This window comes from Maribrevibacterium harenarium (genome assembly GCF_006385675.1).
Classification (GTDB): domain Bacteria; phylum Pseudomonadota; class Gammaproteobacteria; order Pseudomonadales; family Marinomonadaceae; genus Marinomonas; species Marinomonas harenarium.
Genome location: NZ_VFRR01000051.1, coordinates 1 through 17,280, shown reverse-complemented (window position 1 = coordinate 17,280; position 17,280 = coordinate 1). Strand labels below are relative to the sequence as shown.

Annotated in this window: 8 protein-coding genes and 1 pseudogene; 5 read left to right on the top strand and 4 right to left on the bottom strand. The window is 45.9% G+C overall.

All coding sequences use genetic code 11. The features are described from left to right. Positions 1 to 269: 269 nt before the first annotated feature. The gene (locus FJM67_RS15570; RefSeq protein ID WP_140591233.1) at positions 270 to 998 is read left to right on the top strand and encodes an SDR family oxidoreductase; all 729 of its coding nucleotides are present in this window, start codon (positions 270 to 272) and stop codon (positions 996 to 998) included. A 55-nt stretch (positions 999 to 1,053) separates the two neighbouring features. Here the strand turns inward: FJM67_RS15570 and FJM67_RS15565 are convergent, their stop codons facing one another. Then, the gene (locus FJM67_RS15565; RefSeq protein WP_140591230.1) at positions 1,054 to 1,590 is read right to left on the bottom strand and encodes a Spy/CpxP family protein refolding chaperone; all 537 of its coding nucleotides are present in this window, start codon (positions 1,588 to 1,590) and stop codon (positions 1,054 to 1,056) included. 291 nt (positions 1,591 to 1,881) lie between these two features. On the opposite strand from FJM67_RS15565, the gene FJM67_RS15560 reads away from it, so the two are divergent. Continuing rightward, positions 1,882 to 4,224, top strand: a complete 2,343-nt coding sequence (locus FJM67_RS15560) for a fatty acid cis/trans isomerase (RefSeq protein ID WP_140591227.1) — start codon at positions 1,882 to 1,884, stop codon at positions 4,222 to 4,224. On the opposite strand, the gene FJM67_RS15555 is transcribed toward FJM67_RS15560, so the two are convergent. Beyond that, entirely contained in the window at positions 4,221 to 5,063 is an 843-nt protein-coding gene (locus FJM67_RS15555) for a methylated-DNA--[protein]-cysteine S-methyltransferase (protein ID WP_140591224.1), read from the bottom strand. The two genes, FJM67_RS15560 and FJM67_RS15555, sit on opposite strands and share 4 nt — an antisense overlap. A 163-nt stretch (positions 5,064 to 5,226) precedes the next feature. Between FJM67_RS15555 and FJM67_RS15550 the strand changes: the two genes are divergently transcribed. The 3 genes from FJM67_RS15550 (at position 5,227) to FJM67_RS15540 (ending at position 16,841) form a co-directional block, all read left to right on the top strand. Next, a complete protein-coding gene (locus FJM67_RS15550) occupies positions 5,227 to 5,724 on the top strand; it encodes a hypothetical protein (protein ID WP_140591222.1) in 498 nt (165 codons plus the stop codon). Positions 5,725 to 5,999: 275 nt separating this feature from the next. Further along, positions 6,000 to 6,815: a hypothetical protein gene (locus tag FJM67_RS15545; RefSeq protein ID WP_140591220.1), complete on the top strand. Its 816-nt coding sequence runs from the start codon at positions 6,000 to 6,002 to the stop codon at positions 6,813 to 6,815. Between the two features lie 270 nt (positions 6,816 to 7,085). Next, a complete protein-coding gene (locus tag FJM67_RS15540) occupies positions 7,086 to 16,841 on the top strand; it encodes a carboxypeptidase regulatory-like domain-containing protein (protein WP_181161525.1) in 9,756 nt (3,251 codons plus the stop codon). 76 nt (positions 16,842 to 16,917) lie between these two features. On the opposite strand, the pseudogene FJM67_RS15535 reads toward FJM67_RS15540, so the two are convergent. Together FJM67_RS15535 and FJM67_RS15530 are read right to left on the bottom strand one after the other, a co-directional pair. Continuing rightward, positions 16,918 to 17,022: pseudogene (locus FJM67_RS15535) on the bottom strand (YaeQ family protein); the annotation flags it as partial. A 130-nt stretch (positions 17,023 to 17,152) separates the two neighbouring features. Further along, positions 17,153 to 17,280, bottom strand: a 128-nt coding sequence (locus FJM67_RS15530) for a transposase domain-containing protein (protein WP_140588298.1), incomplete at its 5' end; no start/stop codon positions are given.

Here is a 17,280-nt window from a genome sequence, read left to right as displayed (position 1 = left end):
CTGACTAAATCCAGCTATCGAGAGTTCACTTTTAAAATTTAATGCCATAAAAAACAAAACCCCAACAAAAAGCTGGGGTTTATCGACACTCTGGCCAGCCTTCGGGCTGGTCTTTTTTCTTAGATTTATAGTCATTTTGCTTTACATCGTTCTCAATTCAGCAGTTTAGTATCAGTTCCCCGCAAGCAAGGTTTAATGCCCACCCCATTTTCCCCCCATAATTGGCTGTATTGTTGAACAATTAGAATAACCATAAGAGAGGGGCAGTTATGACACAGCCATTAGCAGGAAAGGTTGCGGTGGTAACCGGTGGTGCATCTGGCATTGGTTTAGCCAGTGTGGAAATGATGATTGCAGCGGGTGCCAAGGTCGTGGTGGTGGATCGGGATGAAAACGCGTTAGCAAGGTTGCAGGAAAAGCATGGTGCCGCCTTGATCCCTTATGCCACCGACTTGTTGGATGCGGATAAATGTAAGGCATTAGTTCCAGATATATTAGCGTTGACCGGAGTGATCGATATTTTCCACGCGAACGCAGGTTTGTATGTGGGTGGAGATCTGGTGGATGCGGATGTAGATGCTATTGATCGAATGCTGAATCTTAATATCAATGTGGTGATGAAAAACGTACGCTCCGTATTACCCCATATGATCGAGCGGGGCACCGGTGACATTATGGTCACCAGTTCTTTGGCGGGGCATTACCCAACCCCTTGGGAACCGGTTTATGCCTCCTCGAAATGGGCAACCCATTGTTTTGTGCAAACCACCCGCCGACAAGTCTGTAAACATGGCATTAGAGTGGGATCTATTTCCCCAGGCCCTGTAATTACGGGATTACTGTCTGATTGGCCAGAGGAAAAACTGGCAGAAGCAAAAGCCAAAGGCAGCCTGATGGAAGCCAGTGAAGTAGCCGAGACTATTTTGTTTATGCTAACTCGGCCCCGTCATATCACCATTCGTGATGTGGTGATGATACCGTCTCAATTTGATCTGTAAGCGCAAAAAAGCCCGCTGATTTCAAATCAGCGGGCTTTGGTATTGGTTTTGGCAATTAGTGATGTTTGCCGCCACGTTTGCCGTGCATCATGCCGTTTTCCTGAATTTGTTCTAGCTTGGCAATTTGCTCTGGGGTAAGTAGCGCGTAAAGCGCTTTTTGTGTTTCTGCCATTTTGGTCATGGCTTTTACGTGCAACTCGCTGCCTTTTTGTGCATTCGCCGTGACGGTGGCGATGTAGTTTTCATCACTTGGTTTTATGTCGCGGTTGGCTTTGTGCAGGTCACGCATTTGGTCACGGATGGATTTCATCTCATCACCTGCTTCAGCGAATAGGGTTTTGACCTTTTCTGTGGTGTCTGCATCTAGTACGAGCTCGTAAGCCAAACGGTCTGCCATTCGCTTATCAAAGCCGCCCATCATGCCGCTGTGACCCATTTCGTCACGCTGTTCCATGCGACCACGGTCATCATCGTAGCCACGACGATCACGGTCGTCATGATCTTTGCCGCCCCACGCGAATGCACTGGTCGCCATTGCGCTAGTTAGTAGAAGAGTGGTTGCTAACGCTGCTTTTTTCATTGAGTTTTTCATGTTCGTTCACCTGTCGCTGTGTGTTGTATTCGATAGGTGAAGTATGAGTGATGGCGAGCGTTTTGTGTGTCATGGTGGCGCAAACCCTCTGTAAAGCTTTGTTGACATTCAGCGGTGAGATAATGGGATTGTGTAAGGAGCTGCAAGGTTAGAGCGAAAAGCCGAATCGCGCTGACAATCGGTAAAGTTTACTTGGCGCTCTATAAGGCAAAAATTGACAAATACCTGCAAAAGCCTAGACCGGAACAGGGTTGCCTTTTAGTCTTAGTCCTCCATTACGAGGGAATTGCTATGAAGCGCGGGTTATTACTATTGTTGGTACTGGTGTTGTCCGGCTGTGCCGTCTATGCCACTCATCAGCTGGATCAACAATTTGGCCCTGCTTCGACGCAGCAGCGCTCGGTGACTTTGTCGGATCAAGAAGCCCAGCTCTATCGCGAAGAAGTCGCTCCCATTCTGAACAGTCGCTGTATCAACTGCCACGCCTGCTATGATGCACCTTGCCAACTCAAGCTCAATAGCAAAGCAGGTATCGAACGTGGTGCTAGTAAGGTGCCGGTTTACGATGGCACACGTTTATTGGCGGAGCCGCCGACACGACTCTTTTTTGATGGTCAGACGCCAGACGATTGGCGTCGCCAAGGTTTTCATCCGGTGTTAAATGAACGCAGCCAAAGCCCCGCAGCGAATTTGCAAGCTAGCGTGCTGTTTCAAGCCATCGCGCTGCGGCGTCAGCAAGGAGAATTTACCACCAATATTTTGCCTGCGGATGACTATGACTTCTCCTTGAGTCGCTCCCAGCAATGCCCTTCTATCGAAGAATATGAGCAGTATGCTGCCGCTATTCCAACCGGTGGCATGCCCTATGGCTTGCCCGCATTAACGGATGAAGAGTTCGGTGTACTTAGCCGTTGGCTGGCATTGGGTGGAAAAGTCCCCGATGTCGCTCCCCTAGATGAAGTAACTGAAGCACGAGTCACAAAATGGGAGCAGCGCTTTAATGGGGACGATCTGACTTCCCAGTTGGCGAGTCGCTATATTTACGAGCATATTTATCTCTACAGCTTGTATTTGGATGGGGAACGTAGCCAGCGTTTTCGCTTGGTGCGCAGTCGTACTCCCGCAGGAGAGCCAGTGCAAATTATTGCTACCCGTCGCCCTTATGATGACCCGAAAGTAGAGCGGGTGTATTACCGCCTAGTGCTTGATCCGCAAACCATCGTACAGAAAAACTATATTCCTATGGACCTAACCGACGCCCGTTTTCAGCGTTGGTACTCCTACTTATGGTCTGTGCCGGAACCTATTACAACCTTGCCAAGTTATGCGGAAGAAGACGCCAGCAATCCCTTTAAAACCTTTGCGGCGTTGCCAGCAACAGGTCGCTACCGCTTTCTACTTGACCATGCCCAAGACACCATCATGGCCTTTATTAAGGGGCCAGTTTGTCGGGGACAGGTGGCGGTCAATGTGATTAATGAGCAATTTTGGGTGTACTTTTTGTCCCCCGATTTGGGTTACGAACGGGGGCGAGACTTCCTCTCCCGCCAGGCGTCCCATTTAGATTTACCTGCCGCAGAAAGTAGCAACGCGATTCCGGTGGCGTCCTGGGTGAGCTATTCGGAAAAGCAACGGGATTATCTGGCCGCCAAAGCCAAGCTAATTGAACGCTCTAAGCGCCTAGTATTAAACGAAAATATTGTCTGGGATGGGGACGGTAACAACGACAATGCGGCATTGACGGTCTTTCGTCACTTTGACAATGCCTCGGTGGTAAAAGGCTTGGTAGGGCCTCAGCCGAAGACCGCATGGGTTATCGACTATCCATTACTAGAGCGTATTCACTATTTGCTGGTGGCTGGGTTTGATGTTTATGGCAATGTGGGACATCAGCTTGTAACCCGCCTGTATATGGATTTTTTACGAATGGAAGGGGAGATGAATTTCCTCTTATTACTGCCTAAAGCGGAGCGGGAGCAGGTGCGCCAATATTGGTATCGCCAAGCGGATCAGACTATTAAGGACTATATTTTCTCTGATCTCATTAAAGTGGAGCGGGATAGTCAAATCACCTATCAGCCGGATCATCCCCCGTTAGATCAGTTACATCGCCTGTTGCAGCAACGGGTCGCCGATGTGGCAAATCATTCTTACGATATTGATCAAATGGCGCTAAGCCCAGTGGCCAAACGGGAATGGCGACGCTTGCAAACCATACAGGGGAAAGGCTTACGTTACTTCCCTAATGTGGCCTTGGTTTTGGTGGACAAAGCCGATGGTGGGGCCCAACTGGTTAGCCTGATTCACAATAAGGCCCATTACAATATCACCAGTTTGTTGGATGAGGAGTCTTCTCGGGCACCGGACGAAGACACTTTAGTCGTGGCTAATGGGGTCATTGGTGACTACCCCAATGTGCTGTTGCGAATAGCGGAGGCGGATCTACCCCAGTTCGTCAATCGCGTCGGAGCCATGGTATCCGCCCAGGACTACAGTCAGTTATTGGACGACTATGGTGTGCGCCGTACCGATCCTGCTTTCTGGCAAGTAAGTGACCAAGTGGCGCGACTAAATCATCTGCAACATCCAAATACTGCCGGTGTTTTAGACTATAACCGGTTAGAAAACCGTTAATCTTGGTCGCTCTTGCTTTGAGCCAGCTCCCAAGCCTGTATAGCTTGTTTGCGGGTTGGCCCCCAGCGGTATTGACCCACATTACCGCTGGCTTGTATCACCCGATGACAAGGGATCAGATAGCCAATGGTATTTTGTGCCAGCGCCGTACCGACCGCGCGGCTAGCATTCGGCTGGCCGATTAACTGAGCGATCTGACCGTAGGAATACAAGCGCTCCGGCGAGGTATTAATCATGGCCTGCCATACTTTTACCTGAAAGTTGGTGCCTTTTAGCAACAGGTGCAACTTGCCCCGGCGCAGCGGAGTACTAAAAATTTGCTCCCCGTAAGTGCGTGCTTGAGCTGGGTTTTCCCGGAACGTTCCATTAGGCCATTGGCTCCGACAGAACTTTAGTGTCTCGTCTCCCCGATCATCGGTGAATTGTAAAAAGCACAAACCACGCTGTGACCAGGCCAAGAGTGCTTCACCAAATGGCGTCGCGGTAAAGCCAAACTCAATAACTAGCCCGGCTCCACCAGATTGAATCTCCCCCGGTGTCATGGCTTCACAGGTGAGCAGCAAATCATACAAGCGCCCAGTGCCGGACAGCCCAGCGCTGGCGGCGGCATCCAGTGTGTTGTGTTGTTCTCGTAGTGCCGCTAAAGCAGCTTCCTTGGTTAGTACCTGCATAAAACGCTTTGGGGATATGCCGACCCACTCAGAAAAAACCTTTTGTAGATGCGCATCGCTCAAGCCCAAGTGCTTCGCCAAAGCGGACAGAGGTGGCTGCTCATTCACATGCTCGGTGAGATAAGCAATGGCATCTGCCACGAGCTGATAGTGATGGTGTTTAGACATGGGTCACTCCTCTTTATCGACCAACTGTGTCGCAGTTGGCGATAGGTCGCAACCCGATTCTTGTTTCTTATAGGTGAATTTCACCCTTTTGGGTGAAGAGGCCAAAAATTTGGCTGGATAACATAACCAGACAGTCAATCTTTTAGGTCGAGAGGAAGAGATCATGGATAAAAAGTTAATGGGGAAGGTCGTAGCAACGGCTATATTGAGTGCTAGTTTGCTGGCGTGTGGAGGAGAAGGGACGACAACCGACAGCGCCAACTCAGAGTCGGCAGGTCAAGATAACCAAAATACGGAACAGCTTAACGACGAAACTACACAACCTAATGAGGAGCAAGATCCAGTGGTCTTGCCGAAGGGGCCGAGCGAGCCTACCGAGGAACAAACCCCTGGCCCAGCTCCGCAGGAACCTAGTGAGCCAACTACAGAACCAGGAGAAGAAACCACTACGCCGCCAAGTGAAGAGCAAACCCCTGACCCTGCTCCAGAAGAACCAACAACCGATCCGGGTGAAGAGACCACGCCTCCGAGTGAAGAACAGACTCCTGACCCAGAGCCTGCGCCACAGGAACCTATCGAGGAACCAGCAAAGAATACGGTGCGGGTGGATACCGCCATTCATCAAGACTTTAGCTATACAACAGCCAGCTACAGGATTTAGCACTAATCGGCTCTGGCAATGCTGGTATTCTATTCACCAGTGTCGCGAATACAGCAGACTATAGCGCCAAGATTTACAGCGCATCGACCTACAGCAAATCCAACTCCGTAGACTTTACTCAATGGGCATCGTTATCTACCACCGATGACAGAAGCGATGTCACACCATTTGCAATTGGGGATGGGCGTTTCTATGCCTATTGCCAAGAAAATAACGGTGCTACCGAGTTTGTAGTAAGGGAGCTGGGGCGTACTGATGCGTTACTTACTCAACCATTGCCCAATAGAACTGTCGATTCTCAAACCTATCAAATTGACCAGTGCCGCGGGTTATCGGACATCACCACTGAAGCTCGTAGTGATGGCTCCACCACCGTCCGTCTATTCGTTGCGACCCAGCAGGTGAATGTGAACAGCGATACCGACATTCGCAGTGAGATCATGCAAATGCTGTTCGTTATGTCCCAAGATGAATCTAACTCAACATGGAGTGCAGGTTCAGCTGGATGGGACAGCGCAAAAAATCTCGATCGTGACCCTGTAGCTGCTTGGGAAGCAGACCGAGATCGAATTCTGGATATCGAACTTGAGCAAACCAGCGATAATCAATACATGCTTTATATCGCCAAGCGTCACTATGCCTATGGTGGGGTGATGAGTAACCGCGTCTTTGCTTATCGTTATTACGCGGCAACGAATCGCTCAAGTGATCAAGGGTTCCGTATCTTTAATAACCCTTGGGGCAATGCCGCAGCCAACTGGCAGGTAACGGATATGGAAGCCATCGATGGTACGCTCTACGTTACCTCTCAAAGTGACGGTATCGCTTACGCCAATTTTGCGAACAGTAGCCAAGATACAACAACCCCGACAGCAATGACTGTGCCGACAGCGGGCCAAGTGTGTAGTGGTGGGATTGCTTGGAATGGTGTCGCCATCGCCGATGGCAATGACGCTCGTTTCTACTGTGGCAGTGCACAGGACAAGAAGAACGTCATCTCCGTTTCCATCAGTACCCTGCTGGACTCTGAAAGCAGTAATAGCGGAAGTGAGAGTAGTGATACGGGGAGTGGCTCGGTGTTGCCCCAGTAAAAGAGTAACAATCTGGACTTAACTTTTTATAGAGATGTTTGTTTCATAGGTTGGCTTCTTCTCAATTTTGAAAGAGGCCAACCTCGGTCAGTTATGTACTTCATCACATCCTACCAAATATACCTTTGGTATATTGCTTGAAAATTTTATTGGTTTAAGACGAACTAGATGCTTATAATATCACCAAATGCCTACTAGGACGTCGAAGTTGTCTTAAATGCCAGACTATCCCAGTAAACGGTGTACTTGTTTAATAATGGGATGGAATCTATGGCAGCTCGCACTTTCATATCTCTTACTTTTCTTACCTTTTTTCTAGTTGGCTGTGGCGGCTCGGGTTCTGGTGATACCACCTACTCCAATGCAAACAATAATTCTACAACTCAGTTTCTTAACGGCATTGCGATTAAGCGTTATGAAGCAGATGCTCAAAACTGTGAGAAATTGGACACCGGCATCGATAAGAATGCCAATGGTGTGCTTGATGATGACGAAGTTCAGCATTCCTACAATGTGTGTTCCACGCCAACCTTTAAGATAGAAACCAATGTCTCCGATACTAGCTGTGCGAATGGAGCTACCCGTCTACATATCGGCGTAGATAGCGACGCAAACGGAATCTTATCTGTATCTGAAATCTCTCAAACCCACACCTTCTGCCAAGGAGCAGAACCTGAAGAAGAGATTGTTTTCTCCACCTCAAATTTAGGCGTTATTGCTGGCAAGCTCCCAGTGCAAAAGTTGCAGACACTCATGGGAGGTGTAGCGACTAAGTCCATTAAAAGTCAGACTGGGGACTTGTGGTTAACCCCCAACGATGTAGCCTTGGCCATTCAAGCAAATGAAGTCGCCAAAGCAAGGTCTTCACAGGCATCCGATGTTTTAGCACCTGTGTCGAAAGCAGTGAAAATCCCCGTTGCGGATGACGGCAGCTTCCAGATAGAGGTACCTGCCGGTGCAGAATATTCACTTAGCTACACCAATCAAGAAGAAGGGGTTCAGTTAAACGATATCGCTGTCAGCGCCGGCACAATGGTCACAAAAGATATTGAAACAACAGATCTGACTCCCTTGGCTTCCATCGAGGTCGCGGTACAAGATTTGGATGGGAATATCCTGCCAAACGCGTCGATTGAGGTGCTTAGTGGCGCCGGCGGAAGCAGTTCGGCAGATGAAAATGGCCTTATTCGCCTAGAGCAACAGCCCGCCGGGATGATTTCTATATTGATTGCTGCGCCGGGCTATGTAAGCCAGCTAAAAACGATCTCACTCAAGTCGGGTGAAAATGAAGACATTACCCTGCAAATTAACGCGCTTAAAGGCAAGGCGTCAGGCCAAGTTCAAGCCACTCTGTTAGATAATCTCGCCAATATTCTTGTTTATGCTCGAGATGCCAAAGGCAATATCTACACTAGCCTAACAAACAGCGCCGGTACGTTTGAATTCCCAGCATTGCCAGTTGGAGAAGGGTACAGCTTTATTGCCTTCGCTAATGATTTGAACAGCGCCAAAATAGAAAATGTGACGGTTGAGCAAGCTGAAGCGGTGTCCGTAGGTACGATTACACTGACCCCTGTACAACCCGAGCAGGGTAGTTTCAGCGGCTACGCGCTATTTGAAGAGAAGATGGGAGAAAATAATCATGCCGGTATTATTGTTTCAGTAGAGGGTACTGACAAAGAAGCCATTACTTCACGAGATGGCGCGTACGTTCTGAATGGCCTCACTGCAGGTGATTACACACTGAACTTCACCGATTCTAGCCATATTACAGTTACCAAAGAGAAGCTAACGGTTGTGGCGGGTGGAGCTAATGTTGTTGACGCAGTGGAGCTAAAGCCGATTTATGGTGCGATCAAAGGCAAGCTTGTTGACCAAAATGATGCTCCGATCGCCAACGCACAGGTCACTGTACTGGGGCATGGATACGCCCAGTCTACAGATACGAATGGGCAGTTCGAGTTTATTAATGTGCCTATTGGCTCCAAGCAACTTCAATTCACTAAAAACGGTTACCAAGGTGAATCACAACGTGTGCTCGTGGAAGCGAACGAAACCACGACGCTGTCTACGATTGAATTACCTGAATACTCTTTCACCTTTGATGTGTCGATTCCCGAACTAGACGACCTTAGTGGCGTACAAGCCATACTGTCGGGAGAAATTTCTAAAACGGCTGTTTCCAATAAAGAGGGGCGCATCTTCTTCAGTGGTGTGAATCCAGGAAACTATCAGATTTCATTAACACGCTCTGGCGTGGAAACACTCTATATCCCAGTGGTGTTGCCTGAAGATCAGCCAGAGTATGTCTTGCCCTACAGCATTGAATTAAAACGTCAGTTTGGGCACGCCAGCGGTAATGTCACCTTGCTAGGGGCTGCGAATCACAGCGGTGTTAAGGTGACGTTAGCAGACACCAACTACTCGACTTACACCGATGCCTTGGGTAATTGGACGATTGCTGCCCCGATTGGTAACTACCAAGGTATCACTTACAGCAAACGTCTTTTTAACGATATTCAAAAAGATCATGCGATTACCCTGACAGAATTCGGTGTCTACGCCGAGGAGTCCGTGGTGCTACAACAGCAATATGGCGACGCAGAATTGTCCCTATCTGCCGTAGGAAGCTGTTCAACGATCAATGTCGATATCAAAGGAACGAGTGACGATAACAAAGGTTTTGCCAAGTCTTACGTCTTAAAAGAAGGCGAGACTGCGTTGAGTTTGGCGGATTATGCTCTCGGGTCATACCGACTCACGGCTTCTTGTGAGCAGGGTGGGTGGGAAACCGTTTCCCGTGATGTAGTTATTGGTGTGGGCCAGCAGGTCGTCGAACTGGAATCCGTTAACTTACGTCAAAGCTACCTCAAAATTAATGAGGGTGCTGCCTTTACTAACAAACGTGTTGTTGATTTGGAAATTGGTAGCTCAGACGCCGCTTATATGCAAATCACCGACGGTGTTGTGACCAGTGAATGGCAAGCTTTCTCAGCTAAAACCACCTTTGAATTAAGCGCTGCTAACGGCGTGAAGGACGTTAAAGTCAGTTTGAAAGATATTAACGATTCACCCCTCTCGGATGTACGAGACAGTATCGAGCTAGATACCGTGTTGAACGTAAACCGCTTTACGACAACAACTCGTGCGAGCAAGGGGGATGCGCTGCTTTTAAATGTCGACCTTAACGGCGAAAAAAATGCGACAGTTAAGGCAACTATCTCAGGATTAGTTGCAAATCTGCCTCTGGTTGATAACGGCTCCAATGGTGACGAGGTCGCTAATGATGGCATCTACTCGCGTCGATTTGTTGTAACTACTTCGAATGACTTTGAAGTGACACCGGTAGCGTCTATCGTGGACAAGTCAGGCAACAGCATCAGTGTTGAAGCCGCGAATTCGCTAGTGTTATCGACTAGTCCGAGCATCCTAAATGTTGATACCTCTTCAAATTTAAAAACAGGAAAAATGACGGTCACTTTTGAAACCGATGAAGTGGCGACGTCCTTTATTGAGTACGGCTCCAGTGTTGACTCTCTTGATATCAGAAAAGAGATTTCAATAGATCTCAGTAATCGCCACAAGGTTGACCTTACTGGACTAGCGAAAGACAGCATAACCTTTTATCGTCTTACTGCGTCAGATAACTCCGGTAACCGCACGGTATACAAGGGTCAAGGCAAGTTAGCCCCACCTCCTGTTGAAGGTCTCTCCGCTTTCCCCGGTCATGGTGAAGTTGGGCTAGCATGGGACAATGTCGATAATGCATCGGGTTATGAAATATACCGTTCAGAAGATGGTGGTACTTCTTACACACGCCACAGCGGTGAGACTCCAGTTAAAACAAACTACTATCTAGATGCTTTAGTTATTAATGGGCAGGCTTATCAATATCGAGTTCTCGCGATTGATGAAGATGGTAACTTAAGTGAGCACAGCTCGGCTGTGGCAGCAACGCCTAGTGCAGACTTAGCCGGGCCGACCCAGCTCGAAGGTGGGGTACTCAGCACGAATACTATTTGGTTAGCTTCTCGTTCACCTTATCAGCTCAGCAAAAAGCTGAAAATCTCCGAAGGTGTGAGCTTATCCCTATTACCTGGCACGCAGTTTGAGTTTGCTGCTTCCGGAATTGAGGTTCAGGTCGATGGTCAACTCAATGGTTATGGCACAGAAAGCAATCGAATCGGATTGACCGCTGAGGAAGGAAACGTTGGCCTGTTCACCATCAATTCCACTAACAACACCTTAGCGTGTGTAGATATTAGCCATATCAATATCACCGGTGAAAAGGGTGTGGATTTGAGTAATGCTTCTATCAATGGTGGAAGTGACTTTAATATGACCTTGAGATCGTTAAAGGAAAGTAACGTCTCATTCAACCAAGGTAGACTGACTGCTTCGTTATTGGCTAACTCAGAAGTTAAAGCGCCAAAAGATCCTAATGGGTACCACCCTGCGTATTTAACGGCGTCTACGATTCGATCAGCTGTGGTCGAGAATCTGGCTGTGAATTCAGACAGTATTACTGACTCAAGCCTAGACGGCTCCAGAATAAGCACCAAGTTAATCGAGAATTCTGTTGTCAAAAATGGGCAGGCTGGCTATCAAAAAGCATTTGGTAATACCTTTTCAAATACTGAATTCGGGATGTCAGAAGGAGCTGTTTCTCACTTTAACTTCTTTGACTCACAATCATCGCTTTCGACAGAGGTCTATTCTTACTTGGATGACTATGGAAGTCAAAATATTGCCTACGACCTACGTTGGAACTATTGGGAACCTAAATCTGGCATTGAGATGGGCAGTGAGCAATATGTGCTTGATGTGATGGCTCAATCATTGGCAGATACCCGCACAGACAAGACTTGGATTTTCCCGCTTCTGACTTCAACAGAAATGAAGGCTGCAGATTGGGACCAAGATACCATCCCCGATTACCTTGATCACGACAGTGATAACGATGGCTACAGTGATTTACAAGAGTACCTAGAGTCTGATCTAGAATTTGAGGTGGTATTTAACCCTCTAGATGACGGGTCAAAACCAGAAACAGCGCAAGATGCGGATATGGATGGTATCGCTGATGAAAGCGACTTAGATAACGACAACGATGGCCTATCAAACACCGAAGAAGAAGTCTTACTCACCAGCCAATGGCTAGTGGATAGTGATGCAGATGGGATCGATGATGCGACTGAAGTAAAGCACGACTACGATCCGACGGATGAGAATAACTTGCCGCTCGCAGGTGTGACTAACCTAGAAAATATAGCGAAGTTTAAAAACTCAACGGGTGTTGTCTTGGTTGTAGGCAATCTTGAAATTCGTGATGCCAAAGTATCTCAGGGCATTGAGTTGAAGGTATTCGAGAATTCGAGCATTAGCTTAAAAGACTCAGTCATCAATGCGAGTAAAGAGTTGCCATTCATTATCACAGGCTCCAGGTCAACATTATCTTTAAGCAATACCATCCTGAATTACTCAAGAATTAAAGCGAATACTTTAAATGTAGATTCACAATCGTCTATATATAAATCCGATGTGGTTTCAAACCAATTTGAGCATAATGGATTTATTGGTGAGTCATTTCTGGCATCACTCAATGGATATGGATACAGCTATAGCGATACTTCGAAAGGAGTTATTGATAGCTCATATATATTTAGAGATATCTCAAACTACAATGGTGAAATAAGAAATAGCTATATAGCCTCTTACGAACATCCGTACTATTTCAGCTTCAAAGCATCGAAAGTGAAGGATAGTTTTGTCGCATCAAGCTATTCCGACTGTTACTCAGGGAATAGCAGTGTAGAGTTTTTGAACTCAATCGTACTCGACTGGAGGTGTGAGGGAACAAGAGCTTCATTTATTAACTCAGATATCATTTTGAAATCTAATAGCAATGCCTTTGTAGATGGTAGCTATATCCAGTTACCAGATGGCTCCGCTTATACAGAGCTAGGCTCTCCTGTAGACCAAAATGGGGATGGAGAAGCGACCACAGAGATTCCTTACAGCAGTGGTACAATCAAGGTAGATGGCATTAATGCGCTAGCTTCTGCACCAATTTATGGCGCTTTTGATCTTAAGCCATATCAGACTTTAGAAGGCATCTGGGATCCTACCAATGTTGGTGTGTGGTGGGATATGAACAACCCGAACCAAATCTATGATTCAAATCCCTTCCAGAATACCGGTACGTTGAAAGGAAAAGTGCTTCTACCTGGGGCGAAAAGTCATGCCGGTACCCAAGTCCGAATCCTCAATACATCGTACGTTACTGAGACCAATAGCTTAGGCGAGTGGTCATTTGACCTACCTGCCCGTGTCTATAGCCGTGGGATTGTGATCGAGCGTGATCATATGGCCAGTGTGACGATTGATCGCTCGCTAACGATTACTGCAGGTGACACAACCAATCTCGCTGAGCAGACTATGACGCAACTTAGCGCGGAAGTATCCGGTAACTTAATTGTTGATAATGTGGCCTCGTTAGCGGACGCTCAGATCACCCTAACGCAAGGCTCTAAAGTCATTGAGGCGGTACTTGCCCCCAATGGTTACTTTACCTTTGATGATCTTTCCCTAGGGGAATATGACCTATTGGTTACTTATCCCGGTGGCACATGGGAAAGTTTTGAGAAAGCATTATCCCTAAAAGAAGGGATTAGCCAGCTCGATTTAGGCGTCATTCACCTGCGTAATGCCTTTGTTTATATCAATAATGAAGCGAGCTACACCAATACTGCAGAAGTCGAGCTAGATATTGTGAATGGTGACGCGAGCAAGATTCAAATTGCCATTACAGAAAATGGCGCTAGGAGAACGCTTGCTAAAGAATCCTACAGCTACACGCTCAATACTAAGCGCACCATTTCGTTTAATGGTACGGATGGTGCGAAAACTGTAGAGGTCGAATTCTTTGATGCACAGGATCAATCGCTGGCGAAATCCTCTGCTTCCATTGTATTAGACCGCAATGCTCAGATCGGTGATATTTCGCTTAATCAAATCACTCAACTGGGTGATGCCTTGACCTTAACCGTGGCTACCGGCGAAAGCGGTGGTCAGGTCATGGCTTCCGTAAACGGGTTGTTTAATCAACTAGCGTTAAATGACCAAGGCCTAGAGGGCGATGAGGCTGCAGATGATGGCATTTATACACTGATCTACAAGGTGGACACCGCCGATGAAGTCAATGCGCCAATCGACATCTCCTTTACCGATCGAGCGAATAATCAGGATGCGGTGACGACAGCAGAGCATATTGTTCTGCAAACCGCACCGGTGATCTCTAATGTGCTGACCAGCACAAGCTCAACTGGAATGACGTTGACCTTCGAGACCAACGAGCCGACGACTGTGATGGTCAAATATGGCGCTAACCCGCTCAATTTGGATCAAGTGATTACCATCACTGAGGAATCTCAATCCTTTAGTCTCGAATTAGAGGGCGACGGGAAACAATATTTCACTATTGAAGTAGACGATGGTGCCTCTGATCTTGTCAGTTTTGAATCCGAGGCTGAGCCTAGTACGACAGCATTAGAGGGTCTAAAAGGACTCGCCGGCTCCGGTGAAAATGGTTTGATCTGGCATGAAGTGACCGATGCTGATCACTACCGCGTGTACCGTAGTGTAAACAACCTGAACTTCACCTTACTCACTGAATTGCCATCGTCACAGCGCTACTTCTTGGATCAAGAAGTTAGTAACGGTCAAACCTATGACTACCGTGTCACTTGGTTAGATTCAGATGGCAAAGAGAGTGACCAAACTCGTTCTGTGTCATTAACCCCGTTGGCCGAGTACGCTGGTCCTACAGAGATTAATGGCGCAGTAATGACCGTAGATACCCTTTGGTTAGGTTCACGGTCTCCTTATCAGATTACCAATAATGTATTGATTCAATCGGATGCATCGCTGAATTTACTTCCCGGTACTCAAGTTGAGTTTATTGATCCAGATATATACATGTTAATTAGAGGGAATTTTAACGGCTTAGGTGATGATGGAAACCCTGTTTCTATTGTCTCTGAACCTCCAACATCCAATTTTAAATCTGGTTTGTTAGTCGATAATAATAGCTCTGAAATGTATATGGATGGTTATAGTCAGTTAAATACGATAAACATTAATCTCAATTATTCTGATTTGTTATTTGTTAATATTGAGAATTATGATGAAGAATATTGGTCGGCAAGTAAAACTAATACATCCATCTCTAACTCTACTGTTGTTTTGAATTCCATGAATAGATTTAGGGTATCTGAGCTAGAGTATTCTAGTATGAAATTTGACTCTTATAGCTATTATAATGACTCAAATTCTATCATGATTGGTAATTTGTCTCGATCAATTGTTAGTGCGGAAGGTGTTTTGAATATTAGCATCCAAAGCATTGAAAACTCATCTATTTCAAATGTTACTATATATGATTTATCCTCTTTGGTTGGGAGTGAACTTAATGATGTGTCTGCAAGTGGTGTTAGTCGAGTTGAAGGTAGTGTAATAAAAGATAGCAATATAAACTCTAACTATTCACTATCTATAAAAAACACTGAGTTTCATCGAACTATTTTATCAACAAATAGCAACGACGCTAGAGTATCTATGAGGTTTTCTATTTTAGATATTGAGACAAGTCTTGCTGGTTTTGAAATTTTAGATGTTAGTCAGAACTATTGGGGTAGTGTAGATGTTGGCTTAATTGCTGCTCAAACTGGCTATGTGCCAGATAAAGAATCTAACACGCACTTATATCCAATTATTACGAGTGCTGATGTTTATAATGCGGATTGGGATAATGATGGCATTCCAGATTATAGAGATAACGATAATGATGGGGATGGTTATAGCGACTTACAAGAAGACTGGTCATCTGCAGCCACTTTTGGTGTGATTTACGATCCTATTGATGCAGGCTCGCACCCTGATACTGAGTTGGATAATGATATGGATGGTATTCCAGATAGCTCTGATCAGGATGATGATGGAGACGGTTTAACTGATGAGAGAGAAATTGAATTAAAAACCAACCCATTTCTTGTCGATAGTGATGGGGATGGTGCTGATGACTCAATAGAGATTGGTAATAAGTATGATCCTTTAGATTCTAATCACTTGCCTATTACAAAATCATTGACTGATGAAATTATAGATAGCAGATATGAGAATTTTGATGGTGATGTAATATTGGCAGGACCTTACAGTGTAAACCTTGTTCGGGTTTCTTTGAAAGATAGTGTAAAGATAAAATCTAAAGAAACATCTTTAACTATAATGGATTCGGTCTGGGATAAAGGTGTAGATTTTGATCTTGCTAAAGGTTTTTATGTAAATAATTCCACAATAATTAATTGTGATGTTATGTCGGAGTACCTTAATGTTGATGATGGTTCGATTATTCGAAACTGTGATATTAAATCTGATAGTAGTAGTTCAGCTAGCAAATTTAATTATGGTTTAATTGAAGCATCTTATATCAATATGTCTATTTATAATGCTGGTAGGATATCGAGAAGTTATATTTCGAAGAGAATTTCTAATTCTGGTGATGTTGTTAATTCAACCGTTAAAGCAAGGATGAGTCTGTCGCAAGGGGGGAGTGTTCGTGGATCATTTGTCCAAGAGCTTGAGTCCGACTGGGGTGGATCAAATATATTTAATTCTATATTGAATATGTTTTACGGCTCTGGTGATGTCTATATAGAAGGAAGTGATGTTGCGCTTTATTACTCATATTACTCTACTCAATCAAATAATATATTTTTAAGTGATAGTTATGTTACTGATGGGTTCTATGACTATTCTAATGTATATGATGGTCTAGGTGCCCCATCCGATACTGTCGGTGATAATATTGCGGAAACTTCCTTTACGTTAGGATGGCAAACCTACACCGTCGACGGCATTGTCAATCCACGAAGTTCTCGTGTCTTCCCGAATGGTGAAGCGGATCTGTGGAATCCTGAAGGCGTAGGTTATAAATGGACGCCTGATAGCTCGGTCACAACACCATAAAATGAAAAGAAAAATCCCCTACTCGTGATCGACGCGTAGGGGATTGTTATATGGAGATCTATGAAAAACCGAAGGCTCAGCGAAACACGGGATGCAGTACGCATTCTCCGCTTTCGCTGGAGAGCCACATTTCCCCATCTTGGATGGTGACGTTAAGGTTCATAGTGCGTTGGCACAGTTGGGTGAGTTGTTGCGTTTATGGCCATGGTTAACCCATTGATCTAGTGATGATAATTAGGGCGGCATTTTAGCCCTATTTCGTAAGCGATCTTATATTAGCCCTCTAAAATGGTTTGTCTTGCCCTGCTAATCTAGCCTGCTTTCGCCCTGTTCCAAGGCAATAGCGCTTCGAGTTTTTCTAAAGTATCCGCGTCGGCAATGTGGTCGAGTACGTATTGGATGTAACTCGATGGTTCTAGGCCATTAGCTTTGGCGGTTT